The organism is Streptomyces sp. NPDC048254, assembly GCF_043201895.1.
In the GTDB taxonomy this organism is placed as follows: domain Bacteria; phylum Actinomycetota; class Actinomycetes; order Streptomycetales; family Streptomycetaceae; genus Streptomyces.
The window spans coordinates 37,891-64,771 of the sequence record NZ_JBICZJ010000015.1 but is presented as its reverse complement, the minus strand read 5'-3'; the positions used below and the strand labels follow the sequence as shown (position 1 = coordinate 64,771).

The following is a 26,881-nucleotide window of genomic DNA, read 5'->3' as shown; positions in this document are numbered from 1 at the left end:
GCCGTGGGAGGTCACCCCGGCGGGGGTTCGAGCAGGGCGGCCACGATGTCACGGAGCGGGCCCACCAGGTCCTCGGGTGCCGCGTCGGCCAGCGGCCGCAGACCCACCGCCGAGCGTACGACGGCGACGCCGACCCCCAGTGCGACCAGCAGCTCCGCCCGGAGCAGAGCGTCGGGTGCCGATGGGGCACCCGACGCTTCGAGCACCTGCCGGCCGAACTCCTCCAGCGCCCGCCGGCGCAGCTCGGCCACCTGCTCGTCGCCGGAGTCCCGCAACAGCATCAGCACCGGGTGCTCGCCGAACTCCGCCCACGCCCCGGCCGCCAGCTGACGGCTGAGCGCCTCGGCCAGGGCGGCCGGGCCGCGCGGGAACTCCTCCTCGCCGCCCAGGAACCGGGGCGTCGACGCCAGCGCGGCCTTGAACAGGCCCTCCTTGGAGCCGAAGTACCGCTTGACGAGCGCCAGATTGACCCCGGCGTCCGCGGCGACGTCCCGCAGCGTCGTGCGGTCGTACCCCAGCCGGGTGAACCGGGCGCGGGCAGCCAGCAGGAGCGCTCGGCGCGTCGCCGTGGCGTCCCGGCGCCGGCGGCCGTCGGCCGGATCGACCGGGTTGACCGGATCGGGGTGCGAGGGTGCCTCGTCCGCTGACACGTCTGCTCCTCTCAGGGACGTTCCCGTGGCCCAGGGGCCCGCCAGTAAGTAATCGTGCGTTGACTTGGCTTTGCGGTGGGGCTACGTTACCAAGTAATCGCTTGATGACTAACGGGGCTGTGGGAAAGGAACATCGACGGTGCCTCAGCAAGCTCTTCTCGTCATGGACGTCCAGCAGGTCGTCACCGACCGGTTCGCCGCGGACGACTACCTGCCGCGCCTCGCCAAGGCGATCGACGCCGCCCGCGCGGGCGGGATCCCGGTGATCTACGTGGTCGTCGGCTTCCGCCCCGGATACCCGGAGATCAGCACCCGCAACAAGATCTTCGGCGCCATGCCGAGCCGCGCGGCCGGCCTCGCCGGCGACGCCCCGACCACGCAGGTACACCCCGACGTGGCGCCCGCACCCGGCGAGACCGTCGTGACCAAGCGACGCGTCAGCGCCTTCGCCGGCAGCGACCTAGACCTGGTGCTGCGGGCCGGCGAGATCGATCACCTCGTCCTCACCGGCATCGCCACCAGCGGCGTCGTGCTGTCCACCCTGCGCCAGGCCGCCGACCTCGACTTCGAACTCACCGTCCTGTCCGACGGCTGCCTCGACTCCGACCCGGAGGTCCACCGGGTGCTCACCGAGAAGGTGTTCCCCACGCAGGCGGAGGTCACGACCGTGGACGCGTGGGCGGCGGCACTCTGACGGCTGCCGTGTCCTGCCTCGGAGCCGTCAGTGTGCGGCCGGGTGGGGCAGGTCGTGGGCTTCCAGGCTGATCAGCTCCTCCGAGGTCGGAGCGGTCAGCTCGGCCACCCGCTGGGCCTGGCGCTCGGTCATCTCCTGGAAGATCTGCCGGGCCGAGCGGCCGTTGCCGAAGCCCTCGCCCCGGGGCATGGCCTCGAAGAGGGCGAGGAGTTCGGTGCGGGCCGTGGGCGTCAGCTCGTAACGGTGCTGCCCGGCCTGGAACTCCACGATCGAGACCAGTTCGGCGGACTCGTAGTCCTCGAAGAGCAGGGTGCGGCCGAAACGGGAGGCGAGGCCCGGGTTGGAGCCGATGAAGCGGTGCATGTCACCGGGGTATCCGGCGGCGATGACCACGACGTCGTCGCGATGGTCCTCCATCAGCTTCACCAGGGTCGCCACGGCCTCGGTACCGAAGTCGTTGCCCGCCAGCGCCGGGGCCAGCGAGTAGGCCTCGTCTATGAAGAGCACACCGCCCAGCGCCCGGTTGAAGGCGGCGGTGGTCTTCGGGCCGGTGTGGCCGACGTACTCGCCCACCAGCGCCGTGCGGTCGACCTCGATCAGATGGCCCCGGCGCAGCAGCCCGAGGGCCTTGAGGAGACGGCCGTAGAGGCGGGCCACGGTGGTCTTGCCGGTGCCGGGGTTGCCGGCGAACACCAGGTGGCGGCTGAGCGGCGGGGCCGGCAGCCCGGCCTCCTCGCGGCGGCGGACCGTCTGCATGAGCTTGACCAGTGAGCCGACGTCCTGCTTGACGCGTTCCAGGCCGACCAGTTCGTGGAGTTCGCCGAGCAGGTCCTCCAGGCTCTCCTCCTCCGGCTCCTCCGTGTCGGCTGCGGCGGACTTCGCGGCCCTGGGGGAGGGCGCCGTCCCGGGAGTGCCGTTCGCCGGCGTCGCGGCCGGGGTGCCGAAGGTCAGCGGGACGCCGTCGGCCGTGCAGTCCTCCAGGACCGGCTTGGCACCCTCGTCGGTGCCCAGCGCCTCCGCGCAGTCACGGACCCGGCACTGCCGGAACACCGGGTCGGCCCCCGCGGCGACATGCAGGGCGGGGAAGCCGGCGCGGGTGACGTCGAGCCCGGTGAACGTGCCGCCCGCGCCCTCCGCCAGGAACACCCCGTTCTTGCCCGGCCGGTCGATGCGCAGCCCGGTCATCTCAGGCCTGGCGCCGGTCCAGACGACGGCACCGGAGCCCGCGCAGTTCTCGACCCAGCCCCCGTTCACCGTCGCCTCGGCGCCCTCGTCGACCACCAGCCCGGCCGCCCCGGCGCCGCTGATCCGGATCCCGGCGAGGGAGGCGGCGGCGCCCTTGGCGACCTGGACGCCGATCTCCTTCGTGCCGGTCACCGTCGAGTCGGCGACCGTGCTGCCGGTGGGCGAGCCGATGCCGATCCCGGCGGCGGACCCGGCGACCCGGCAGCCGGTGAGCGTGGCCACCGCCCGCTCCAGGACGCTCACCCCGGTCATCGCGACGTCGATGATCCCGCAGTCGGTCAGCTCGATCCGGGCCTCGCCGGTGGCGTGCACACCGTGCTCGGAGCCGCCGCGCACCCGGCAGTCGGCGAGCCGCCCCACGGCCGTACCGGCCAGGTGGACCGCGCTGAAGGCACTGCGGTCGATCCGGCAGTCCGCCAGGTCCGCCTCGCCCGCACCCGTCACCAGCAGACCGTTGGCGCCCGCGTCGGCCACGAAGCAGCCGGACGCGCTGAGCCGCGCGGTCTCCTGCACCACCAGTCCGCTGGCGGCCGCGCCGCGGATCTTGCAGTCGGTCAGCTCGGCACGCGCCGACCCGGTCAGATGCACCCCCGCCGCCCCGGGCGTCTCGATGCGCGACTCCCCGGCGGTGGCCTCGGTGGCGTCCTCGAGAAGCAGTCCCGCCCGGCCGCTGCCCGCCAGCACCGAGTCGGTCAGCCGCAGCCGGGACCGGCCGCGCAGCCGCACCCCGGACCCGGTCGTGCGCTCCAGGCGCAGCCGCACGGCGTCCAGGCTCGCGGTGCCGGACAGCACCACGCCGGTGCCGTCGACGCCGGTGACCGCCGTGTCCTCCACTCGTGCCCGGACCCCACCGGCCAGATGCAGACCGGCCAGCCGGGCACCCTCCAGACGACAGCGGCGCAGCACGATCGCCGTCGTACCGCCCTCCTCGTCGTCCGGGCCCTTCGCCTGCACCCGGCCGCCCTCCACCGAGCACTCCTCCAGGACCAGCCCGGCCCCGGGCGACACACTCACCGCGGGCCGGCCCGCGTCGGAGCCCCACACGGTGATGTTGTGCAGGGCGCAGTCCGGGCCGTCCACGGCCACCGCGGGCGCCTCACCGGGCGGCGCCGCGATCACGACGCTGCTCCGGCCGTGCTCCGCCGTGAGCACGACCGCGCGGTCCAGGACCAGGTTCTCGGTCCAGGTGCCGGGGGCGATCACCACCAGATCGCCGGGCGAGGCGGCGCGTATCGCCTCGCCGATGGTCCGGTACGCGCCCCGGCCGCCCTGACCCTTGGGCGCCACGGTGTGACGGGTGGTCATCTACGTTCCTCAAGTCTCGGTGATCGCCGCTGTCCCGATCATGGTGCCTGGTAATAGGTGGGATTGATGCTCGCACGGTAGGCGCTGGTCAGATACAGCGACTGGATCGACTTCTCGAAGATCTTGAAGGGTAGCTGGATCCAGAAGTCGGCGAAGCCCTGGCGGTGGAAGAGCCGGCTGCCCGCGCTCATCACGAACACGTTCTTGACCAGTCCGGTGGTGGCGGCCGTGGTGACCGAGGCGGCGGCGTTGATCCCGCCCTCCCAGACCGCGTCGCCGCCGTGCAGCTTCACGGTCTGGCCGTCGGCGTTGGTCACGCCCCACACGGCCGCGTTCATGCTGCCGTTGACCCAGCCGGACAGCGCGCTGCCGACGAGACCGAACGAGTAGTCGTAGATACCGGCTCGCCAGCGGGTCGGCGTCTCGTTGCCCGCCCATTCGTTGGCCCAGGTCCTGTCGTGGTTGAGGGGACGCCGGGTCCAGGGCTTGCCGCCGTCGATGTTGGCGATGCCGGCCTTGAACTTGCCGAGATTCTCGAACCCGAGAGCCCGGTTCTCGTGCACCGCGGTGCTCAGACCGGTCTTGATGGTCGCGCCGACCGCCGCGTTGGCGAACGACTTGAGCGCGTCCTTGCCGGTGAACGGCTTGTTCTGGACGGCGGCCACGATCCCGTTGACGGCGAGGTTCGCACCGAACTCCAGGATGAACTCCTGACCGAACTCCAGCGCCGCCTTCTTGGCCACACTCTGCCAGTACGGCTCGTAACGCGCCTCGCGCAGCGCCGCGTCGCCGTCCGGCAGGACGGTGCCGGACCAGGGCATGCGCTGGGCCTCACGGGTCGTACGACCCCAGCCGCGGATCTCGGTGAGCGTGCCGCGGAAGTCGTACTCGTTGCCCACCAGCCGCCAGGTGTTGAACGTGTCCCGCTCGAACACCAGGCCACTGTCTGTGCGCTGGGCGATCAGATCGCCGTTCCTGTTGTAACGGTTCCACTGGCCGCGCCAGGCGTCGGTCTCCAGGAACCCGCCGCCGTCGGCCTTGCGCTCCCGCACCACACTGCCGTGGTCGAACTCCTTCCAGACCGAGCCGGCCGGGGTGTTCTGCGTGATGGTCGTACTGTACGCCCGCACGCGCAGCGGACCGCCGTTGTGCAGCGGGGTCTCGCGCAGGACGGTGGGAGCGCCCTGACCGGTGCCGGGCAGCGAGTCACGGAAGTGCCGGGCGCCGGGCGCCCACTGCTCCTGCCAGGTGCCGTCGTGCCACCAGCGGCGGACCTGGTTGGCCAGGGCCGGGTCGAGGGCCGTGCCGTCGCGCTTGAAGACGTTCGCGGTCCACCAGCCGTTGGTGTCGCGCCAGGCGTCCACGTGGTTGCCCGAGTCGAGCATCCGGCGCTCGCGGACCAGCTGCCCGTCGGCGTCGAAGTCCCGGTAGGAGTCGTCCCAGGGCAGCCGGGAGTCGGTGGAGCCGCGGAAGAACTCCCGCTCGCCGGTGCCGACCTGGGCGCCGTTCGCGTCCAGCTCGCGCCAGGTCCAGCGGCCGGAGTCGGCGCGGCCGGAACCCTGGATCACATGGTCCGGCTGGTTCGGCTTGGCGTGACTCTGGCCGACGAGGTTGCCGTGCGGGTCCCGCTCGACCCACAAACGGTGCTCCGGCAGGCCGGTGTACTCCCGGACGACCCCGCCGGGCAGCCCCTCGCGGGCGATCCGGGTGGTGCCGCCGGCGTCCTGGTACACGTCCTGCCAGAGCCTGCCCGCCGGGTCGTTCGCGAGCGGTTCGCGATAGCCCCTGACGTTGCCGGCCTGCCAGGGCTGGTCGGTGGGGTTCGTCGGGGCGTGGCCGGGACGCCCGGCGTGGTCACCGACTTTCAGGGAGGTGCCGTCGTGCAGCTTGCCGCTGAAGCGGGCGAAACCGCCGTCGGCGGCCAGGTCCAGGGCACTGCCGTCCATGCCGACGTACCGCACACCGGAGGCGGCGACGGTGCCGTCGTTCGCCTCCTTGGTCCAGGTGAACAGCTGGTAGGTGTCGTCGCCCCGGACATGGGCGTACGGCGGCCGGGTGTGCTCGGCGCCGGTCAGCCAGCGGGTGCGCACCCAGGTCGGCGGGCGCTGCTCGCGCCAGCGGTCGGTGGTCAGGAAGCCGTCGCCGAGGGCCTCGTGCTTGCCGACCTCCTTGCCGTGCGGGGAGTGCCGTTCCCAGGTGGCACGGAGAGTCCCGTCGGCCGGGTTCATGGCGTGTTCCTGGTACTGGCCGGCCCGCTCGGGCCATTCGGCCATGCCCCACTGCCGCTGGGCGATACGGCCGTCCGCGGTGTGGTCGGTCCAGCCGCTGCCGATGCGCTCCCGGGTCCGTGGGCCCGAGGCGATCACCTTGCCGTCGCCGTCGTAACGGTGCCAGGTCCAGGCCCCGTTGCCGTCGTCGACGCCCAGGGTGTGGCCGGTCCGGCCGTTGAACTTCTGCAGCCCGTCGCGGTACTCGCGCACCGTGCGGCCCCAGCCGTCGGTGTCGCGCCAGCCGGTGCCCGCCGTGTCGTAGTGCCGGCTGCCGGTGCCGAGCGGAGTGCCGGTGTCGTCCCAGCGCACCCAGGGGGTACGGGGGTTGGTGCGGGCGAAGTCGATCGTGTCGGTACGGCGGAAGGAGTCGACCACGTCGCCGGAGGCACCGGGCAGCACCCGGCGTTCGAAGACCGGCACCTGCTTCTTGGTCGAGTTGAGCAGCTTGATGTGGCCGCCCGCGGCGCCGGACAGGTCGGCGGTGCCGTGGTGGAAGGACCCGGCCGCCACCGGCGCACCGGACCTGGTGGTCCGCTCCCAGGTGCCCGTGGCGTGGTCGACGACGTACCGGTAGTCCGTCCGCCGCCCGTTGTCCAGCACGTTGAAGCCCTGCCGGGCCACGCTGCCGTCGGCGGCCAGGTGCACGAACTCGCCGTGGCGCGGGCTGGTCCGGTCGTTGAAGACGATCCGCGTGGTGCCGTCGGGCCGCCGGACGGCGTCCCAGTGCGCGAGCCTGCCGCCCGCCGCGTCCTCCAGCCAGGCGCCGGGGTTCTGCGCGGTCGGCGGAGCCACGACGAGGTGGCGTCCGCCGTGGCCCACGGGCAGCGGGGTGCCGGTGGCCGTGACGGCGCCCTGGCCGTCGTACCGGGTGAACGACGTGTCGGCCAGGGTGGTCCGGTGGCCGCCGCCGGGCAGCGGGACTGTCTCGTGGGCGAACCGCCCGGTGTGCTGGTCGAAGACCTGCCGGCCGCCGCCGGGTCGGGCGATCTCGATGCGGCCGGCCGCATCGAAGGTGACCGCTCGTGCCGGGTCCGGCGCGAAGGCGTCGTCCAGCCAGTGCTGAGCCGCGCCGAGCGGCCGGTCGAGATGCCCGGCCGGTACGCCGTCCCGTCCGGTCAGCCGCAGACCGTCGCCCGCGAAGTCGCCGTTCAGCGTGAAGGTGCGGTGGCCGGTGTCGTGGACGGTGCGGAAACCGCCGTTGTTCGCCAGCGCGGTGACGGTGTCGGGCAGCCGGTTGCCGTCGGCGTCGGTGAGACGGGAACCGCCGGCCCCGTCGGGCTCGGCGAACCGGCCGCCGCGCGGCCCGCCGTCCGGGTCGGCCAGCGCGGTCGAGGTGCTCACCGGCCGGCCCTGGGCGTTGTACAGCACGGACTCGCCGGTGATGCCGTCGATCGTGCGCGGCCGGTTGCCGCCGACCGCGACCACCCGCTGGGGCAGCGGCTGCCCCGCCGTGTCGGTGAGACGGTGACCGCCCGCGCCGTCCGGTACGGCGATGCGGCCGCCGCGCGTGTTCGTCGCGGGATCGAACAGGGCGAGGCCGGTGTCCTGGTAGCGGCCGTCGGCCGTGAACCTGCTGGTCGCGCCGCTCGTCTCGTCGGTCACCCGGAAGCCGGTGGAGCCGGGAAGCGTGGTGACCGTCTGGGTCTGCCGGGTGCCGGACGTGTCGGTCAGGGTGAAGCGGCCCGTGCCGTCGTCGGCCAGGAACCGCTGCCCGCGGGTGCCCTGCGGGTCGGTCAGCGCGACACCGGTCTCCTGGAGGCGGCCCTGGCCGTCGTGGCGTACGGACACCCCGGTCGTCTCGTCGGTGACCCTGATGCCCTTCCCGTCACCCAGGTCCTGCACCCGCAGGTCCAGACGGTTGCCCGCGAGATCGGTGACATGGACGCCGGCGCCGTCGGTGACCCACACCCGGTCCGTCCCGGCGGGGACGCCGTCCCGGCCGGTGAGCTGGACGCCCTCGTCGAGCCGGAGACCCAGGGCGTCCACGCGATGGGTGACGCCGGTGTCGAGATGGGTGATCCGCGCCGCGTCGCCGGGCAGCGGGAAGGCGGTCAGCCGGTCCGCGCCGGGGCCGCCCACCGTCATGGTCTGCCGCAGGCCGTGACCGTTGAGATCCGTGTGCAGACGCAGTCCCGTCGGCCGGCCGTCGGGCCCGTACAGCGGCATGTCGTCGGCGATCCGGTCGCCGTTCGCGGTGTACGTGGTGACGGTGTCGGACGGAGTGTGCCGGACGTCGAAACCGCCGTCCGGCCGGGCGACGACCGTGCGCAGCGGGTCCGGGTGCAGTTGCGGGTCGACCACCCGCAGCGTCACCGTGTTGTCCTGGGCCACGCTCCGCTCGATGGTCAGCCCGTTCGGCCCGCTCACGCCCGAGTTGTTGAGAGCGACGTGGTTGACCGCGGGCGGGGCGGTGTCGGGGAGCGTGTCGAGCTTGCCCGCGCCGAGCGTGGCGCCGCGGTGGGTGGCCGCCACCTGGATCTCGTGGACCCGGGCCTGGATCTCGGTCGGATGGATGCCGAGGGCCTCCAGGTTCTGGTAGGCGGTGCGGAACCGGTCCTGAGCGGCGACCAGTTCGTGGTTGAGCTGGACGTCGAAGGTGCTGACCGTCCGTGATGTGCTGGCTCCGCCCGGGCCGCCGCGCAGATCCTCGACCCGGTTCAGTTCGATCCGGGCGGACGACAGCTCGACCCAGGCCTCGCGGAACGGACGGCCGTCGCCGCCGAGGAGTTCGTCGAACCGCGCCGAATCCTCCGCCCACGGCGTCTCGCCGGGCTGCCGGGAGGGCGCGGCCGGACCCTTGCCGCGGTCCGGCCGGGAGGGTGTGGCGGGGGTGGTGTCGCTGTCGAGCCGGGCGGGTGCGGCGAGGGTGGTGTCACCGGTGTTCCGGAGCGGCGGGGTGCCGTCCAGCAGGCTCAGGGCGTCGTTCTGCCGCTGGGCCTGTGCGGACCTGTCCAGGCCGTCGAGCATCGTCTGGAGCCTGGTCTGCGTGTGCGGGGTCGTGCCGCCGGCGATGAGGGCGGTACGGGTGCGGCCGGCCAGTCCGTCCGCGCCGTCGCCGAGCCGCCGGAAGTCGTCGAGCAGCCGGTAGGCGTTCGCCTCGGCCCGCACCTGGTTCAGCAGCTGCTCCACTCCGGCCCGGCGGACCGAGTCCGGGCGGTCCCGCAGGAAGCGCCCGGCGGCGTCGGCCAGGTCGTCGAGTGCCTGGGCCCGTCGCGCCAACTGGTCGGCGGGGACGTGGTGGAAGGCGTCCAGGGCACGGTCGACGTACCGGATCTGTGAGCGGGCGCGGATGCCGTTCTCCCGGTACGTGTTGCGGCGGAAGGCGGCCCGGTCGAGGAGGTCGGGCGCGGCGGGGTGAGCGGTGCCGGGCGCCGTCGTTCCGGTGGTGTCGCCGGTCCGCCGGGGCGGCCTGAGCACGTCGTCCAGCACGGCGTCACCGAGCGGCCGCGCGGACCGGTCACCCCCGAGCCGCGTGTCGTCCCGCGGAGGCATCGAGGCGAAGTCGCCGTTCTCGCCACGGTGGCGCACGGCCGAGTGGATGTCGTCGAGATGCGTCGCGGCCGTGTCGGATTCGGTGAGACGGGGCGGGGTGGTGTCGGTTTCGGTGGGGTGGGGCGGGGTGGTGTCGGTGTCCGCGAGGTGGGGTGTGCGCGTCTCGGTGTCGGCGAGGCGCGGTGTGGTGGTGTCGGTCTCCGCGAGACGGGACGGAGGCGTGCCGGTGTCGAGCGGGTGCGGCTGGAGGGTCGCCGTCTCGGTCCCGGTCGGACGGTGCGGTGTGATGGTGGTGTCGGAGAGGTGCTGCGGCGTGGTCTCCGCGTCGAGGGGGTGCGTGGCGGCACCGTGGTTCGGGGAGCGCGGGACGGTGGTGTCGCTCTCCTTGATCAGCGGCGGAGCCGTCTCGGAGCCGATACGGTGCGGCGCCGGGGACTGCGTGTCGGTGCCGTGCGGCGCCGGGGAGTGGGTGTCGTGGTCATGGGGTGCTGGGGACGTGGTGTCCGTGTCGGCGTGGTGGGGCGCCGGTGAGGTGGTGTCCGGGGTGTGGGACGGGATGCCGTCGCCGGTGAGCGCGGGGGCCTTGGTGTCGGGGCCCGACTGGGTGTGGGGGAGCTGGGGTTGGGCGTGGGCCGGTGTCGTGTGGACGTCGGTCGCGCCGGACAGGGGCGGCGCCGCTGTCCTGGTCTCGGCGCCCGGCGGCAGGAACAGCCGGCGGCCCTCGTCCGTGAAGTGGAGGCCGGCCGAGTCACCGTGGACCAGTCCCGCCCTGGACAGGTGCTTGAACGCCTTGTCGAAGGCGTTCCTGCCCAGGTCGACGGCGGCCGTGGTATGCGTGCCGACCTTGGAGTCCGGCAGGGACCGGAAGCCGTCCGAGTTGGCGAGTGCCCGGACCATCTTCTTCATCTGGTCGGTGATGCCGGCTACACCCTTGAGTGCGTCCTCGGCCCCTTGCGGAAGTTCGTTCAGGTTGGGGCCGTTCGCCCCGGCGGCCGACGAGGAGGTTCCGGCGCCCTGGTTCTTGCCCGGCCTGGGCTGCGGCTTCGCACCCTCGGGCTTGGCCTGTGGCTTCAGGTCGGCAAGGCGGGTGTTGATGTCCTTGAGGAGCTGCTCACGCTGGTCGAGCAGGGTCTTCGCCATCTCCTTGCGTTCGCCGACTGAGGCCGCGTGGAACTCCTGGGTCAACTTGACCGACTGCTCGGCGTGCGGCTGCGCCTTGTTGAGGTTGTAGCGCAGCGCCTTGTTGTTGCCGCTCTTGACCGCGTTGTCCGCCTGCCGCACCCGGTCGGACGCGTCGTCGAAGGCCTTGCCGGCGGCCCGTGCGGCCGGGTCGACCGTGCCGTCGGCGAGATAGCGTCCGTCGCCGTCCGCGTCATGGACCGCGAGCGGCGACGGCCACTCGCTCGTGGCATGGCTCTCGAACGGGTTGATGGGCAGCCCCGAGCCGAACTTCGCCTCGGGCCGGTACAGCTTGGAGATGACCGAGCCCAGTTCCTCCGGACTCGCGGTGTCGGCGAGCAGCTTGAAGACGTCGTCCTTGAAGGCGCCGCCGATGAGGTGGACCTCGCGCACCACCGACAGGGCGAGCGCCTCCTGCACGTGCTCGCCGTGGAAGACCTCCTGTTCGAAGGAGACCTGCCGGGTGCTGTGGTCGGGGTACTCGTACGTCCAGCGGCCCCGCTTGCCCACCTCGTCGAAGCCGTCGTCGTACTTCGCGCTGCGCACGACGTCGTCGCCGACCTTCAGCTGGTTCATGGTGTCGCGGTCCAGCGGGTGCAGCTGGTCGTGGAGCGAGACCCAGCCGCCCTTCTCCTCCAGGACCTTGGCGTCGAAGACGAGCGTGGTCGGCCCGTACCGGGTCGCCATCGGCTTGTCGCCGACCTCCATACGGAAGAACACGAAGTCGTCGTTGCCCAGGTTGGAGGTGTTCTTCGCCGAGCTCTTGCCGGACGCGAGGAACTTGACGCCCCGGCGGGTCAGGTCGCCCTGGGAGGACATCACACCGCTGTTGGCGATGGCGTGGTAGGCCGGAGTGGCGTGCTTGATCCGGTAGGGCAGGTTCTCGAGCTTGTCCCGCAGCTGCTGGAACTTCAGACGGTCCGCCTCCGGCAGCTCCTTCAGCAGGCCGTCGACGTCGGCACGCAGGTCCGCGATGTTCTTCTCGGACAGTTTGCGCACGAAGTCGTGCTGCTGGGATCTGGACAGCTTGTCGAAGCCGTCGAAGTCCTCGAACACCTTCTGCCACTGGGCCTCGGTCCCGGGCAGTACCGCCTTCCACTGCGACCCACTGTGCACCTCGCCGAACGCCTGGTTCTCGCGGTAGCGCCGCAGGAGGTTCGGGATGCCGCGCTGGACCCGTTCCACCGAGGCGTCGGTGCCGAGGAAGCCCTTGAGTACGAGGTCGTCGCCCGGCTTCGCCGCCTTGACGGCGTCGTCGACCAGCTCGGCGAGATGGTGGGCCACGGCGGCGACGGGCGTGTGCTGGTTGCGCAGCGTGTAGGTGCCCCCGAAGCGGGCGGCGTCCGTGACATGGCCCTGGAGGGCCGCGTCCAGGTCCTTGGCGGCGTTCTCAAGCCCCTTGGCCAGGCCCTTCAGCTCACTGTGGGGAGTCGTGCCCGCCTTCACCAGGGTCTCGAGTTCGTTGGCGAGCCGCTGCACCGTGACCGACTGGGACTGGATCTCCTCGCCGGTCCGGATGAACTGGTCCGCGCGGACGGGGCCGTCGCCCGCGCCGCGGGAGCCGGCGTCCAGATCCCGTGCATGGGTCTGCAGCGCCCGGGCCCGGTCGATGTCGCCGGCGCCCGCGAACTGGTCGACGAGCTGGTTCAGTTCACGCTGCGAGAGCAGGCGGTTGCCGAGTTCGTGCTGGAGAGCCTCGTCGAGTTCGCGGGTGGCGTCCTTGAACTTCGTGTCCGCCTCGGTCAGGTTCGCCTTGGCTTCCGCGATCTTGTCGGCGTCCTTGCCGGTCTGGGTCTGCTTGATCTCCGCCTGCTGCAGTTCCTGATGGGCCTTGGTCTGGTCGGTCAGGATCTCGTTCAGCCGCCTGGGCGGTGTCACGGAGGCCGCGCCCGTCTCGCCGTGGACGGCGGGGGCGGCGACCGCGGGCGGGGGAGTCGCCTCGTTCGCCGTGGTGACCGTGCCGCCGAGCAGCCGGGGCCGTTCCTTCAGGCTGAGCTGGCGCAGGGCGCCGAGGTCGGCCTCCATCCGCACCGGGTCGACGCCGAGTTCGGTCAGGCGGTGGTGGGTGGCGTCGTACCGCTGCTGGGCGGCGTCGACGTTCTCGCGGGCGCGGATCTCGTCGGGCGTGGGGCCGCGGGAGCTGCCCGCCTGCCCGTTGTGCGGCAGCAGGTCCTCGGCTCGGCCCAGGTCGTACCGTGCCTGCACATGGTCCCGCCACGCCTCGCGGCGGGCCCCGCGCAGCGGGTCGTCGAGGTGGCCGAAGAGCGCGTCGACCCGTTCGCCGTCCCGGAACCACGCCTGCTCGATCTCGGCCGGGGTGAGCCGGGGCCCGCGCCCGGGCAGCTCCTGACCACCGGAGTGCGGGGTGTCCGGGCGCGGCGTCGGCGTCGTGTCGGGGGTGCTCCGGGTCGGGCTGGGGACGGGCGTGTCGGTGTGGGCCGTCGCGGCTGCCGGGCTGGGGACGGGGGTGGTGTCTGTGTGAGCCGCGGAGGCGGCCGGGCTGGGGACGGCGGTGTCCGTGTGAGTCGCGGAGGCGGCCGGGCTCGGGACGGGGGTGTCCGCGGGGGAGGCGGTGTGGACCGGGCTCGGCAGCTCCTTGCCCCATGACGTGGGCGTCGGCAGGGAGCTGAGCAGCTCGTTGTTGTGCAGGACGTGGCCACGCAGGTCCGCGGCGAGGTCGTTGAAGCCGGTGCCGCTCCACTCCTTGGTGAAGGTGCGGTCGCCGCCGGTGATCGTGACGGAGACCGCGTTGTCGTCCACCTTGTGGGTGACGGTGACGGTCATCTCGTCGGCGAAGCCGGGCCGGCTCACCGTGAACGTCTTCACGTTCGGGCCGTCGCCGCCCTCCCGTACGATCGCGTCGCCGAGCCCCTCCCAGCGGCGCATCGCGTCCTGCCCGAAGGCGCGGCCGAAGTCCTCGAACGCTTCGCCCGACTGCAGCCCGGACCACTTCTCGTTGATGAGCTTCTCGAGCTGACCCTCCGGGATCTGTTCGGCGCGCACCGGGACGACCGTGATGCCGTCCTCGACCCGGGCCGGCCCGGTCCGCACCAGCCGGGTCGGCGAGAGGGTGATCTCCCACTGGTCCTGGTTGAGCGCGAGGGCGTCGTCGGCGGCCTTGTGGTAGCCGGGCGGGTAGGCCATGGCGAGTTTGCCGTGGTCGGCGGGTACGTCGATCTCGAAGACGACGCGGTTGCTGTTGACGCCGTTCTTCGCCCATTCCGCCTGGAAGGCGCGGTTGTTGGAGGTCGAGGCGGGCAGTCGCTCCACGAACACGTCGGCCTGGGCGGCCCGCGGGTCCATGGACACGCCCCGCCACACGGTCATGCGCTGGTTGGGGCCCTCGAACATCAGGTCGTTGGCGGTCTTGTTGAACTCCTTGACCTTGCCGACCAGACCCGGATTGGCCTCCAGGGCGCTGGGGTTGACGAAGCCGCCGTACCCCTTCTTCGAGGTGAAGGCGCCACCGATGACGCCCTGCATGAACAGTTTGGTCTCTTTGTCGGTGGCGGCCTTGCCCATGTGGCCTCGGGCCGCGTGGGCGGCGGCGTCCCAGCTGTCCGCGGACGTGCCGGAGAGCCCGGCCGGGCGTGGGGGCAGGGCGATGTCGGGGGTGGACGAGCGCAGCAGGTCGCCGGTGGAGCGGCTGTAGACATGGGTGCCGGACGTCGAGGCGACGACGATCTCGTCCTCGCCGCCCAGCTTCGCCGGCCAGGTGCCGACGCCGTCGCTCACGGAACCCACGGACTTGTCCGCGACCTTGACGCTCACCCCGCTGAACGGGCCGTCGCCGAACCGCACGGTTTCCTCGGCGAGCCTGACGGGGCCCATCCGCTTGAACGTCCAGCTGTGCACCACGGTGCCGCCGACGACGTCGAGCTTTCGCACGACGAAGCCCAAGCCCTGCTTCTCCACGGTGTACAGGCCCGACTCCACGGCACTGCCGTGGAGTTCGGGCGTGCCGCGGCGCGGTGCCTTGACCGCGAGCTGGTGGTCGCCCGGGACCTTGATGACGTCGTCGGTCTTGAGGAGATCGTCGAACGCGCTGGTGCTGTCGGCGGTGTGGACGGCCGGCGCGGGGGAGGAGTGACCCGGCGGCAGCGGGGTGTGGGTCGCGGGCGGGGCGGGGGCGGCGTGGATCGGCAGGTTCTCGGGGACATGTGCCGAGGTGCCGTTGGCCGAGCCGGCCAGGCCCTTGTCGGCGTCCGTGTGTGTGGGCGTGCCGGCGAAGGCGGGGCTGTCGGTGGTGCGGGCGCTGCGGCCGGTGTCGACGAGGTCGAGGGCGGCGCTGTTGCTGTGCGCGCCCGGGTGCCCGGAGCCGCCGGGGGAGACGGGTGCCGGGTCGTGCGGGGCGCCGTTGCCGGTGAACCGGTCGGGGGTGCCGGCGTTCCCGGGGTTCGCCGTGAGCCGGTCCGGGGTCGTGACGCCCGCCGGGTTCGTGGTGAGCCGCTCGGGGCCGACCGGGGGTGTCGTGGTCGTGTTGTGCAGCAGTTGCTGCGGCGGGGTGTCGGGGTGCGGGGTGCCGGGGCTCTGGACCAGTTCGTCGAGGTGCAGCCGGGTCTGGTTGGCCGACAGGGCGCTGGTGGTGCGGTCGGCCAGGGCGTTGCCGGTGCCGGGGGCCACGGGGGTGTTGGGCGTGCTGTGGCGGGTGCCGGCCAGCAGGTCGAAGGCCGAGGTCCCGGCGTCGACGCTGCCCGGCCCGCCGTGCCCGATGCCGGTCGGGGAGGGGTGGGTCACCGTGGTGGGGCCGGTGAGCAGGTTGTTCGGCGCGGTCACGTCGTGCGGGGCGCCGGGCGTCGGGGCCGAGTCGAGTGCGGTGTGCGCCACGTTCGTGCCGGGGGTGCCCGTCAGGGTGGTGTGGACGGTGCCGAGGCCGGGCGTGCCGGGCGCGTGGACGGTGCCGACGCCCGGGTTGCCGGTGAGCGCGGAGTGCAGCGTGACCGCGGCCGGGTTTCCGGTGGAGATGTCACCGAGCGTGCCGGCGACCGGCGGCGGGGTGGCGTGGGTGCCGGTGAGGACGGTCGTACCCGGCACATGCGTGCCGTTGTGCGCCCCGCCCGGCAGCAGAACGTCGGCGGTGGACGTCAGGTTCGTCGGCGTCGGGTGCAGCCCGGTGAGCGTGGTGTGGGCGCCGCCGGTGACGCCGGTGACCGGCGTGTTGGTGAGGCCGTGGGTGGCGCCGGGGACTCCGGCCGACGCGGGAAGGTGGAGGCCGGAGGCGGTGGTGACGGTCGGCGTGGCGCCCACGCTCACCCCGACGTCCGAACGCCCGCCCAGCGCGCCGAAGTTCTCCACGTGGACGTTGCCGAGCTGCACATGGGGCATGTCGACCAGCGCGTCCACCGTACGCGCCGCGTGCACGCCGAAGTTGCCGCGGTGGGCGATGGCGCCCACGTCACCCAGGTTCAGGGACGGCGGACGCAGGGTCGAGGTGACGTCCAGATGGGTGCTGGGCAGGTTGAGGTCGAGGTTCCGGATGCTGCTCTGACCCGAACCCGCCCCGAACCGCACCTCGTTCAGCTGGATGCGCGGCATGTCGACGAGCGCGTCGACGGTACGCGGGTCGACCGGGACCGAGCTGATCGTGCGGCCGATGCTACTGGTGATCGGGGCGCCGAAGACGTGCTGCCCGAGCACACCGCGGTCGAAGAGGCTGATCCGCAGGGCGCGCGCGAAGCCGTACTCGCCGATCTCCGCCGCGTCCACCGGCAGGAAGATCCGCAGCCACTTGGTGCCGCCGAACTCCTGGCCCACCCAGGTCTTGGTCGCCTGCCAGCCCTTGGAGAACGTCTCGGGCAGCCCGCGCACGAACCCGGGGATCCCCTTGATGCCCTGCACGATCGTCAGGCCGGCCGAGTTGACCCCGCGCCCGATGACGCCGGGCAGGTTGTGGATGCCGTCCAGCACCCACAGGCCGCCCTTGTAGACCCAGGTGCTGCCCAGCTTGACCAGGTCCTTCAGGCCGAGCAGCAGGGTGGTGGGGCGGAAGCCGTTGGTGAACAGGTTGCGCAGGGCCTGGAAGGTGCCCCGGGCGATGTTGGCGAAGCCCTTGGCGAAGGCCGTCGTGGTGACGCCCTTGATGATCTGGAAGATCGGCAGCGCCTTGGTGGTGGGCGCCAGGATGCCGAGCCCGGCGAGGAAGAGGTCCAGGAAGCTGGCGTCACCGTTGGCGAAGTCGACGATCGTCTTGATGAAGAGGGTCAGATTGACGCCGAGGGCGAGCAGCGCGATCGGCCCGCCGAAGATCAGCGCCGGCACGATCAGGATGATCGCCAGCCACTGGAACGCCTCCCAGAACAGCTGGCACTTGGAGATCGGCAGCTGGATGTTGGAGACCCCCGAGATGCTGCCGGCCGCGGCCGAGGCGCCCTCGCTGTGCTCGGTGCCGGCCTGCCGTGCCGTAGAGGCGTAGGTCTCCCTGTTCGGGTCGTCCTCGGACAGGCCCCGGCCCGAGTTGAGCGCGCCGTCGGCACGGGACTGGAGGTCGACGAGCTTGTCCGCCCAGGTGTTCAGCGCGGTCGCCGCGCTCTCGAAGGACTGTGCCACGTCCTCGACGTGCCCGCGCAGCCGGTCGTTGACCTTGTCGCGCAGGGCGTTGGCGGCCTCGCCGACGAAGACGCTGTCCCCGGCGGTGTTCATGACCGCGTCGATCGCCGTGCTGATCCGCCGCGCCTCGGAGCCGAGGTGGTTGAGCTCGGTGGACAGCGTCCGGATCTGATCGGGTTCGCCCGGCGTGGGATCGCTGTCGAGCCCGATCGCGTTCCAGTCGGTCGGGCGTGGCATACGGGTTCCTCCCGGAAGCTGCGGGGCTCGGGGCGGTCACTCCCCAACTGACCACGCCACAGCGCCCGCCGCGGTTCACGTGATGTGGGTTACACCCGCCGTTCCCGGTGAACCGGCGGGACGCCTGTGGCGTGGTCCAACTGACCGGAGTCTCGACTGGGAGGCCCACGCATGGCCGACAGCCTGAAAATCGAATACAACGTCCTCAACGACGCCAAACGGGACCTGGAGAACCTGGCGGGCGACATCGGTCCGCTCCTCGACAACAGCACGTTCTCCCGGCTGGGCCAGACGGACTACGACGGATACACCTCCACCGAGGCCCTGACGGTCCTCGGTGACCAGACCCTGGCCGACGCGCTCTCGGGTTTCTACTCCAACGCGAGCAGCACCATGTCCCACGCGGACAAGGGCCTCAAGGAACTGGCCGGTGCCTTCGGCTCGGTGGGCGAGGCGTTCCTGTCCTTCGACTCGGAACTGGCCCAGGGCATGGGCATCACGGGCAGCAACCTGGGCCTGCAGAACTACTTCCGGGACAAGGACCTGTGGGACTACAAGCAGTCCCACCTCGACCAGTGCGTGCCCGGCCCGGACGGCACGATGCCGGACTTCTGCTCGGCCACCGACCCGGGCAACCCGCCGCTGGACCAGACGATCAACACCGAGCGGGGCAGTGTCCACACCCATCTCACGCTCGACGACCAGCGTCATGTGATCAAGGAGGAGTCCACCGTCACCTACGACGGCAAGACGTACACCTCGGTCACCAACTACTCCAGCGACGGCAATCACTACACCACGGACACCTCGTACCCGGACGGCAGCACCGTCCACTCGGAGACCAACCTCAACTCCGACGGCAGCGGCACGATGGTCACCACCGGCAGTGACGGTGACCGTACCGAGTACACCCGTGGCCCCAAGGACGCCAACGGCAACCAGCCGGACTGGCAGCAGACGGGTGGCAACACCGATGACGACGACGGCGGGGGCAACGACTACAACAGCACCCCCGCCGCCTGGTGACGACCCGACCACCGCAACGACACCGACAGGAACGGACAGGAACCCCATGGCCAGCTACAACGGCATCAACCTCGACTACCACAAGATCGAGGAGGTCGTGAGCCTGCTGCACGACGCCCACGAGAACCTGCTGCCGGTGCTCAGCAACCTGCGCAACCGAGTCAACACCCTCGTTGACGACGGCATGGTGTTCCAGCAGTCCAGCGAGGTCATCCGCACGACCTACAACAACTTCGACACCAGCCTGCTGGCCGCCGTGAAGGGCATCAACGACTTCTCGGAGATGTTCAACGGCATCAAGGAGAACGCGATCCAGTTCGACCAGGGCATCAGCAGCAGCCTGCAGAACAACTCGTAACTCCTTTACGGAGATTACGAAGAGGGCCTCCCCGGAGTTTCCGGGGAGGCCCTCTTCGTGTGCTTGCCGTGCCGGTCAGGCGCGCAGCGGTGTGAGCGGCACCTGGACGGCGAGCAGGGTGCCGCCGGGACCGGCCGTCCAGGCCCGGCCCGGATGCGTGGCCGCCCGCACCACACTGGGCAGCAGGCGCAGGCCGACCAGATCGCCCTCGGACAGGTTCTTCGGCGCGAGCAGCAGACCGCTCCGGGCCCGCCGGGCGGCGAGCGTCCAGCCGCTCATGCCGCTCTGGAAGCCCTCCGCCGAGGCCGCGTAGACCAGGCCGAGACCCTGGTCGCGACCGGAGACGGCGAGCTCCTTGAGGAGCTTGTCCGCCGCCGAGTTGGTGATCAGATCGGCGTCGTCGATCATCACCACCCGAGGTCCGGGCAGCGCGTCCAGGGCCGCCCGCACGGTGTCGGCCGAGGGGTCGCTCTCGGTGAGGACGGTGGCGGTGGCATGCCGGTCCAGGGCGCGCAGCGGCGACTCGCGCGGGGTGAGCACGACCAGCGAGGTGCCGCCGGCCAGCAGCGACACGGCGATCGAGGCGAGGGTGTTGCTGCGCCCCGACCCGGCCGGCCCGAACACCCCGAACGCCGAGGCGGTGCCGGCCAGGTCCGTGCCGACGGGGCCGCCGTCGTCGCCGCCGACGCCGAGCAGACCCCACAGCGGCCGCCGCTGGGCCGCCTGGACCTTCTCGTAGGCCTCGGCGAACTCCACCGAGCGCGGCAGCACGGCCACCTGGAACGGCTTCCGGGCCTCCGGCACCTGGGCGTCCCGCTTGCGGGCGCTCTCGCCGATCGAGCGCAGCGCCTCCGCCTGCTCGGTACCGCCGCCGGTGGCGAGCAGCGCCACCTGCGTCTCGGTGCCGCTGAGCACATGCCAGCCACGGCCGGGCGGGATGTCGGCCGGGATCTTGTTCGGCATCATGCCGACGGCCTGGTAGTCGCTGCGGTCGCCCTGGCGGAGCAGCAGCTTGTGGTCGTTGTGCGCGGCCATCCGCCCGCCCAGCAGGGAGCGTTCCGAGGTGGCGACGACATGGATGCCGGCGGCGGCACCCTCGCGCATCAGCCGGATGACCTCCTGGAGCAGCTGGCCGTGGTCGTGCTCGTCGAGGATGACCTGCAACGAGTCCCAGCCGTCGATCAGCAGCATGATGTGCGCCGGCCGTTCGGCCTTCGGCAGCAGCCGGCGCAGCTCCGCGATACCGGTCGCGCTGTGCGTCTGGGCCAGGTCCTGCCGTTCGGTCAGTTCCTGGTTCAGCCGGCGCAGCATCCGTCCGAGCCGCTCCAGGTCGTGCCGGGAGACCACACCGCCGCAGTGTGGAAGCGCACCGACGGCGGTGAGGCCGCCGCCGCCCGCGTCGATGCCGTACAGGTGCACGTCGGCGGTGCTCGCCACCCGGGCCGCCGAACCGGCGATGGTCCGCAGTACCTGGGTACGTCCGGAGCGCGGCGCGCCGATGATGTACAGGTGCCCGAAGGTGGTGAGGTCGGCCACGGCGACCCGGCGCTGCTGGAGCTGCGGGACGTCCTCCAGGGCGTAGGGGACGACCAGGCGGCCGTCGCGGGTGGCGCCGAGCTCGTCCAGGTCGTCCAGGACCAGCTGGCGCTGGAGCGGCGGCAGCCAGGGGCTGGGCTGCTGGGTGAAGTCGTCGAGCAGGTCGGCGGCGGAGCGGATCTCCTCGACGAGGACCTGGAGGTCGGTCGGCGCCGGGCCCTGTGGGGCCGAGGCCGTCACCGTCCGGGTCTCCGCGGGGAGTTCGGCGGGGCGGCCCAGCGCGTCCCAGCCGACGTCGACCGAGCGCACGGGCTTGCGGGGACCGGCCTCCGGCTCGGCCGCCGAGGCCGGGTTCTCCCGAGGGCGTTCGGCACCCACCCAGGCGGTCTGGAACGGATCCGCCTGCCGCGGTCCGCGCCGCACCAGGGCCCGGCCGGGCGTGGCGGTGGAGATGTCGACGGCGTCCTTGACGTCGATGATGTCCTGGCTCTCGGTCTGGTCGGTGACGCGCAGCGCGATCCGCAGGTTGGTGTTGGCGCGGATGTCACCGGTGACCACACCGGCCGGCCGCTGCGTGGCCAGGATCAGGTGGATGCCGAGCGAGCGGCCCCGCTGGGCGATGCTGATCAGCCCGGGGACGAAGTCGGGGACTTCACGGACCAGGGTGGCGAACTCGTCGATGACCAGCAGCAGCCGGGGCAGCGGCGCCAGCGAGGGATCGGCGGCCCGCTTGGCCCGGTACTCCGGATGATCCTTGGCGTCGGCGGCGGCCAGCACCTGCTCCCGGCGCCGGAGTTCGGCGGCCAGCGACTCCAGGGCCCGCTCCACGAGGTGGGCGTCGAGGTCGGTGACCATGCCCAGGGTGTGCGGCAGGTGGGCGCACTCCTTGAAGGCGCTGCCACCCTTGTAGTCGACCAGCACGAAGGTGAGTTCGTCGGGCCGGTTGGCGGCGGCCAGCGAGGCCACGAACGTCTGCAGCAGCTCCGACTTGCCGGAACCCGTCGTACCGGCGACCAGGCCGTGCGGCCCGTCCTGCACCAGGTCCAGGGAGAGCGGCCCGTCGAAGCCGGTGCCGATGAGGAAGGAGGTGCTGGCGGGGTCGCGCTGCCAGCGCTCCAACAGGCCCTGCGCGTTCGGCGGTTCCTGGTCCAGCAGGTCCAGGAGGCGGACCCGCTGGGGGAGTCCGGCGTCGTGCTCGGGGCTGACGTCCCGGATCGGGGCCAGCGCCCGGGCCAGCTGCTCGCACCACTCGGGGGAGACCCGGTCGGCGCGGACGGCGGGCAGGTCGGGCGCGCCGGGGCGGCGCACGGTCAGCCGGCCGTCGGCCGCGAGGACCACACCGGTGCTCTCCTCGGGCAGCAGCCGCTCCTGCTCGTCCAGGCAGACGCTGAAGATCCGCACCCGCGGGCCCTCGGTGAGCACCTGGACCATGCCGGGCACGTCACGCAGCCGCCGGGCGCCGTCCGCGATCACCAGCACGTCGGGCTCGGTGAAGACCACGTCACGGTCGTTGCCGGCCTGCCGGCGGCGCGCCTGCACCTGGGAGACCAGTTCGCTCATCCGGGCGGCGGTGGACTCGGGGTCGTTGCCGATCAGCACCATCGGTCCGCCGGCCGTGCCGGGCCTGAGATGCGGCAGCCAGCGCGTCCACGCCCAGTCCGCCACCCGGTCCGGCTCGGTCAGGATGACGACCCTGAGGTCGCGCGGGCTGTGCAGCACGCCCGCCTGCGCCACCAGCCAGCGAGCCAGCGGCTGTACTTCGGCGGCCGGACCGGCGATGCCGACGACACCGTGCGCGGTGATGTCGACGCCGATCGGCGTGTCGGGGATGTTCCAGCGGATCGAGCGGTGGTTCTCGTCGCGTGCCGGGTCCTCCAGCTCCCGTACCGACGGCTGGTCGACCGTGCCAAGACGCAGCACCAGGTGATCCGGGTCCCGGCGGCGCCGCTCCCAGAGCCGGCCGCCGGGACCGGTCGCGATCAGGGCTACGGCCGCGGGGTCCGGACCGGTCTTGTCCCGGACCCGCCGCTCGCCGACCACCGCGTCCCGGACCTGCTTCTCAAGGACGTCACGGCGCTGTTCGTAGGCCCGCTCGGACTCCAGGAACTGCTTGCGGGCCGCACGCCGGCCGGTCGCCCAGTTCGACAGCATCATCATCGGGCTGAGGAACAGGAACACCAGGAAGTAGTACGACTTGAAGATGCTGACCATGAACAGGCCGAGGACGATCGGGGAGATCATCATCACGGTCGGGAACGGCCGCTTCTGCGGCGGCGACGGCGGCTGCGGCAGCCGGACCCGCTCGGCGTCCAGGTGCGGGGCGATCCGGGGCGGCCGGTTGTAGTCCACGCCGTAACCGTCGGCGGACGGGGTCACGGCCGCGTCCGCCTCGACCGGCGCGCTCATCCGCAGCAGCACCGGACCCACGGTCAGGTCCTCACCGGCCGGCCAGGGCACCGGGCCCGGCCCCGCCGGGCGTTCCCGGGGCGGTTGGGGGCGGGGCCTGCGCAGCTGGGTGATGGCGTCGTCGGGCGGCGGCGACGCGAGCCGGGCCCGGACGGTCGCCTCGGGCTCGGCGTCGGTGCGGTGCCAGGCCGCGGAGCCGTCCGCGCCGACCGTCACCCACAGCCCGGACTCGGGTACCCCGGCGCCGGCGTCGAGCCGCAGGGCGCACAGCGGGTCGGTGCCGATCTCGTGGCTGCCCGGGCCGAGCCGCCAGGTCCGCCCGGCACCGGGCCCGGAGACGACGTGCACCTCGGCGAGGACACCGTCCTGGTCGCTGTCGTCATGGACCCGGACCAGGTCGGCCGGGCGGGCCGGACCGCCGAGCCCGAGCAGCCCGCCGTCGCGGATACCGCTGCCGGAGACCCGGGTCTCGGGGTCGAGCCGGTGCCCGTCGGCATAGAGGTTACGCGCCTGCGGGGCGCCGGCCGTGGCCCAGTCGGCGCCGCCGGCGGCGGCCTCGTCCTGGGTCAGGGCGGCGGCGAGATCGCCGACGGTGGCGTTCGAGGGCAGCCGGACCTGGTGGTCGCGGCGCTGTCCGTCCGTGGCGTCCACGGTGGTGATGGTGAGGTTCACGGCTCCCAGCCGGGCGGTCGTTCGTGCGGGATCAGGGGACGGGTGCGGCGGTTACGGCGCCGGGGGCGAGCTCGCGGAGACACCGGCCGCACCGGAGGTGCTCGGTTCCGCGAAGTCGTCGTCGCTCTCGGCCGCCGGGGCCGGCGCGGGTACCGGTGCGACGGCCGGCTCGGCCTCGGGGGCCGGCCGGGTGGCCGATACACCGGTCGGCTCGGCGACCGGCGCCGCGCCGGCGTCGAGGTCGGGCTCGTCCGGCAGCAGGTCGGGATCGGCTGCGGAGGTGACGTCCTGCGGACGCGCGGCCTCGTCGTCCGGGCGGTCGGGGCACGGCGGCAGCGCGGACAGGGTCCGGGCCACCGCCCGCGACAGGGGCAGGGCGTCGACCCGGGCGGCGGCGGGAGCGCCGTGCGCCGTGAGCGTCGAGTCCGGCGCGATCTCAAGGAGCCGGGTGCGGCCCCGGGCCACCCCGAGGCTCAGCAGCCGCACACCTGACGGCAGCGGCCGCTCCAGCGGGTCGGCGCACACCGCGACCTCGATGCCGGGCTGCCCGACGGTGGCGGTGGCCGTCGCCCCCGGATGCCGGGGGTGCACCCCGGCGGCGATGGCGACCCGGCCCTCGGGCAGCCGGGCGTCCACCTGGGCGGCGAGCGCCTGGAGCACGGCGCGGGCCGTACGGGCGGCGCGCGGCGGGCCGAACACGGACAGCGCGGGCGGTCCGGAGCGCACGTCGAGCAGCACGGCGTGCCCCATGTCGTGCCCCACGCAGACCAGCAGCGGTGCGGCCGGGTCCTCGGTGTCGTCCGTGAGGTCGGCACGGTCGATCCACCACAGCCGCGGATCGGTCTCGTCGGCCGCCCACGGCTCCGGCGGCTCGCGCAGCGCGTCGCCGTCCGCCGCGACCAGCACGGCCATCCACTCGGGCCCGGCCAGCACGCCGTAGGGACGGACCCCCGGGCGGACGGTCGCGGCCAGGGCCGTGGCCCGCTCGGCGTCGGCCCACACGGCCGGGTCGCGCAGCAGCCGGACCAGCAGGCGCAGTCCGCGCCGGTAGCGCAGTTCGGTGCGGACCGGACCGGTGAACGCCCGCACGGTGAGGGTGATCTCACGCCGGAGGCGGCGCCACAGGGCCTTCCAGCCGCCGCCGCGCCGCACCAGCCAGCTCGTGACGGCGAAGACGAGAACCAGCAGGCCGACCAGGCCGAGCAGGGTGGTGATGGTGTCGGAGGTCATCGCGTCTCTCCCCGGAGTCTCTCTGCTCCGGCCGGGTGGCAGCCGTGGGATTCGAGGGTCGCGCGCAGCGCGCGTATGCCGTGATGGGTACGGGACTTGACCGTGCCCGGGGGCAGCCCGAGCTGGCGGGCCACGTCGTCGCCGGCCTGTCCCAGCAGATGGACACGGGCGACGACCTCGCGGTGGGCGGGAGCGAGGGTGCGCAGCGCGGAGACCAGCACCCGGCGGTCACCGACCTGTTCGGCGTGGTCGGGAACGGGTGCCGGCCCGGCACCGCCGAAGTCCGCCGCGGTGATCCCCACCGGGACGGTCCGGTCCCGGCGCCGGCTGTCGACCACCAGGTTGCGGGCGACCCGGAACAGCCACATACGGATGGGCCGGTCCCGCCAGTCCAGCCGGCCGGCCGACTGCCAGGCCCGCAACAGGGTTTCCTGGACGACGTCCTCCGCGCCGTGGGGGTCGGGCCCCATCATGCCGGTCACGAAGCGGCGCAGGCTGTCGCGCTCCGCGAGCAGGAGGCCGAGCGTCCGGTCCGCGCCGTCGGCGCGGTCATGGTCGATGAGGCCCAATGCCTCCGCCTTCCGGTGTCGGGTTTCGCTGTTGTGCTGTCTTGCGGTGTTGCTCTGTGTCACTGTGAAACGCTTCAGGCACGAACGCTAGCGCGAGAAACGGAAGTTCCCGAAGTCACCATTGCTGTGCTCTTCAACAAGTTCGTCACAGGCAACTCCGCATAGGTGGACGGAAGGTGACGTTCGGCGGGATCTTCGTGGGCAGGCGTCCGGAGCTGGGCCTTCTCTTGGTTACTGTTCCTGTGTCCCGCTCGTTCCGGGCGTTCCGAGAACTTCACGAGACCTTCAGGAGACGACGTGCCGCCCCTTCGTAAACCCCGGCCCTCGGCGGAACGGCCCGGAAGTCCGGCGGGACGTTTCAGTGACACCTTCGCCAGCCGTCCCGCCGTGCCCCGCCGCGGGCTGGTACCGGGTGTACGGGTGTGGGGGACCGTGGCCGCCGCGGCCGGACTGACCGTCGTCGTGGCCCTGGCCGTACCGGTGCTGAGCCATGTCGACCTCTTCCCCGACCCGGACACCACACCGGCCGCGGCGGTGGCACCGGGGGAGCCGACAACGCTGTCCAGCACGTCGGAGTCGCCCTCCTCGTCCTCGTCATCGACGCCGTCCCACACCCCCTCGCACAAGCCCGCCAAGACCGGTTCCGGCGGCTCCGGGTCCGGCGGCGGCACGGGCGCCGGCTCGACCGGGCAGCAGTCCGGCGGCGGATCCGTCAGCTCCGGTTCGAACTCGAACTCCGGCACGAACTCGGGCTCCTCCTCGTCTGGCTCGTCCGGCTCGTCCGGTACGAAGTCGAGCGGCACCAAGTCGTCGTCCTCGGGCGGGAAGTCCTCCTCCGGCGGCTCCTCGTCGAGCGGGGGCACCAAGACGACCACGGTCCCCGGCGTGGCGCTGATCGGGAACCCGTCCGGCCGCTGCATCGACGTCACCAACGCGGGCGGGGACGGCACCCGGCTGGAGATCCTGGACTGCTCGGGCGCGGCCAAGCAGAAGTGGGTCTTCCAGTCCGACGGCACCATCCGCTCGCTCGGCCTGTGCATGGACCTGGCGTGGGGCAACACCGCCAACGGCACCGCGATCCAGGTCGCCAGGTGCAGCGGCAACCGCGCCCAACTGTTCTACCTCAGCTCGGCCGGCGACCTGGTCAGCTCCCTGGCCGACAAGTGTGTGGACGTCACCGGCAACGGCACCGGCAACGGCACCAAGCTCCAGCTGTGGACCTGCGCCGGCACCCCCAACCAGAAGTGGCACAAGGGCTGACCTGCCTGGGGCCCTTCTTAGTCGGCCGCAACCCGGTGAACGGGTCGCGGCCGACGGCGTTCAGGCCGGCCACTGCCACCCTCGCTACCCTCGCCACCCTTTGAGATGACCGGCGCGCGCATTCGGCTGCGCCAGAACAAGTCGATTCATCGGAGGAGTCAGGAACCTGAGCCAGGGTTGTCGATGTGAACCCAAAGCTCACCGCC

At 72.4% G+C, this 26,881-nt stretch carries 10 protein-coding genes; 4 read left to right on the top strand and 6 right to left on the bottom strand.

What is annotated here, in order from left to right; all coding sequences use genetic code 11:
* Positions 1-11 precede the first annotated feature (11 nt).
* Positions 12-650 carry a TetR/AcrR family transcriptional regulator gene (locus tag ACGFZQ_RS34790; RefSeq protein WP_393843696.1) on the bottom strand — a complete coding sequence of 213 codons (639 nt, stop codon included), beginning with the start codon at positions 648-650 and terminating at the stop codon, positions 12-14.
* 139 nt (positions 651-789) lie between these two features.
* Between ACGFZQ_RS34790 and ACGFZQ_RS34785 the strand changes: the two genes are divergently transcribed.
* A complete protein-coding gene (locus ACGFZQ_RS34785; protein ID WP_351734661.1) occupies positions 790-1,344 on the top strand; it encodes a cysteine hydrolase in 555 nt (184 codons plus the stop codon).
* A 27-nt stretch (positions 1,345-1,371) separates the two neighbouring features.
* Here the strand turns inward: ACGFZQ_RS34785 and ACGFZQ_RS34780 are convergent, their stop codons facing one another.
* Complete coding sequence (locus ACGFZQ_RS34780) at positions 1,372-3,894, bottom strand: right-handed parallel beta-helix repeat-containing protein (RefSeq protein WP_393843695.1); 2,523 nt, start codon at positions 3,892-3,894, stop codon at positions 1,372-1,374.
* A gap of 38 nt (positions 3,895-3,932) precedes the next feature.
* Complete coding sequence (locus ACGFZQ_RS34775; RefSeq protein ID WP_393843694.1) at positions 3,933-17,618, bottom strand: hypothetical protein; 13,686 nt, start codon at positions 17,616-17,618, stop codon at positions 3,933-3,935.
* A 171-nt stretch (positions 17,619-17,789) separates the two neighbouring features.
* On the opposite strand from ACGFZQ_RS34775, the gene ACGFZQ_RS34770 reads away from it, so the two are divergent.
* Both ACGFZQ_RS34770 and ACGFZQ_RS34765 read left to right on the top strand, forming a co-directional pair.
* The gene (locus ACGFZQ_RS34770; RefSeq protein ID WP_351734667.1) at positions 17,790-18,644 is read left to right on the top strand and encodes a hypothetical protein; all 855 of its coding nucleotides are present in this window, start codon (positions 17,790-17,792) and stop codon (positions 18,642-18,644) included.
* Between the two features lie 46 nt (positions 18,645-18,690).
* Complete coding sequence (locus tag ACGFZQ_RS34765) at positions 18,691-19,002, top strand: hypothetical protein (protein WP_046730425.1); 312 nt, start codon at positions 18,691-18,693, stop codon at positions 19,000-19,002.
* A gap of 75 nt (positions 19,003-19,077) precedes the next feature.
* Here the strand turns inward: ACGFZQ_RS34765 and ACGFZQ_RS34760 are convergent, their stop codons facing one another.
* Genes ACGFZQ_RS34760 through ACGFZQ_RS34750 form a run of 3 tightly spaced genes read right to left on the bottom strand, consistent with a single transcriptional unit; the run spans position 19,078 to position 25,478 of the window.
* The gene (locus ACGFZQ_RS34760) at positions 19,078-23,616 is read right to left on the bottom strand and encodes an FtsK/SpoIIIE domain-containing protein (RefSeq protein WP_393843693.1); all 4,539 of its coding nucleotides are present in this window, start codon (positions 23,614-23,616) and stop codon (positions 19,078-19,080) included.
* A gap of 51 nt (positions 23,617-23,667) precedes the next feature.
* Positions 23,668-24,846, bottom strand: a complete 1,179-nt coding sequence (locus ACGFZQ_RS34755) for a hypothetical protein (RefSeq protein ID WP_393843692.1) — start codon at positions 24,844-24,846, stop codon at positions 23,668-23,670.
* Positions 24,843-25,478, bottom strand: a complete 636-nt coding sequence (locus ACGFZQ_RS34750) for a sigma-70 family RNA polymerase sigma factor (RefSeq protein ID WP_393843691.1) — start codon at positions 25,476-25,478, stop codon at positions 24,843-24,845. Before ACGFZQ_RS34750 ends, ACGFZQ_RS34755 begins: the two co-directional genes overlap by 4 nt.
* A 324-nt stretch (positions 25,479-25,802) precedes the next feature.
* Between ACGFZQ_RS34750 and ACGFZQ_RS34745 the strand changes: the two genes are divergently transcribed.
* Entirely contained in the window at positions 25,803-26,675 is an 873-nt protein-coding gene (locus ACGFZQ_RS34745; protein ID WP_393843690.1) for a ricin-type beta-trefoil lectin domain protein, read from the top strand.
* The last annotated feature ends 206 nt before the right edge of the window (positions 26,676-26,881 follow it).

Coding starts and splice junctions, on each gene's coding strand:
- ACGFZQ_RS34780 (WP_393843695.1), bottom strand. CDS start 3,894: ATGACCACCCGTCACACCGTGGCGCCCAAGGGTCAGGGCGGCCGGGGC.
- ACGFZQ_RS34775 (WP_393843694.1), bottom strand. CDS start 17,618: ATGCCACGCCCGACCGACTGGAACGCGATCGGGCTCGACAGCGATCCC.
- ACGFZQ_RS34770 (WP_351734667.1), top strand. CDS start 17,790: ATGGCCGACAGCCTGAAAATCGAATACAACGTCCTCAACGACGCCAAA.
- ACGFZQ_RS34765 (WP_046730425.1), top strand. CDS start 18,691: ATGGCCAGCTACAACGGCATCAACCTCGACTACCACAAGATCGAGGAG.
- ACGFZQ_RS34755 (WP_393843692.1), bottom strand. CDS start 24,846: ATGACCTCCGACACCATCACCACCCTGCTCGGCCTGGTCGGCCTGCTG.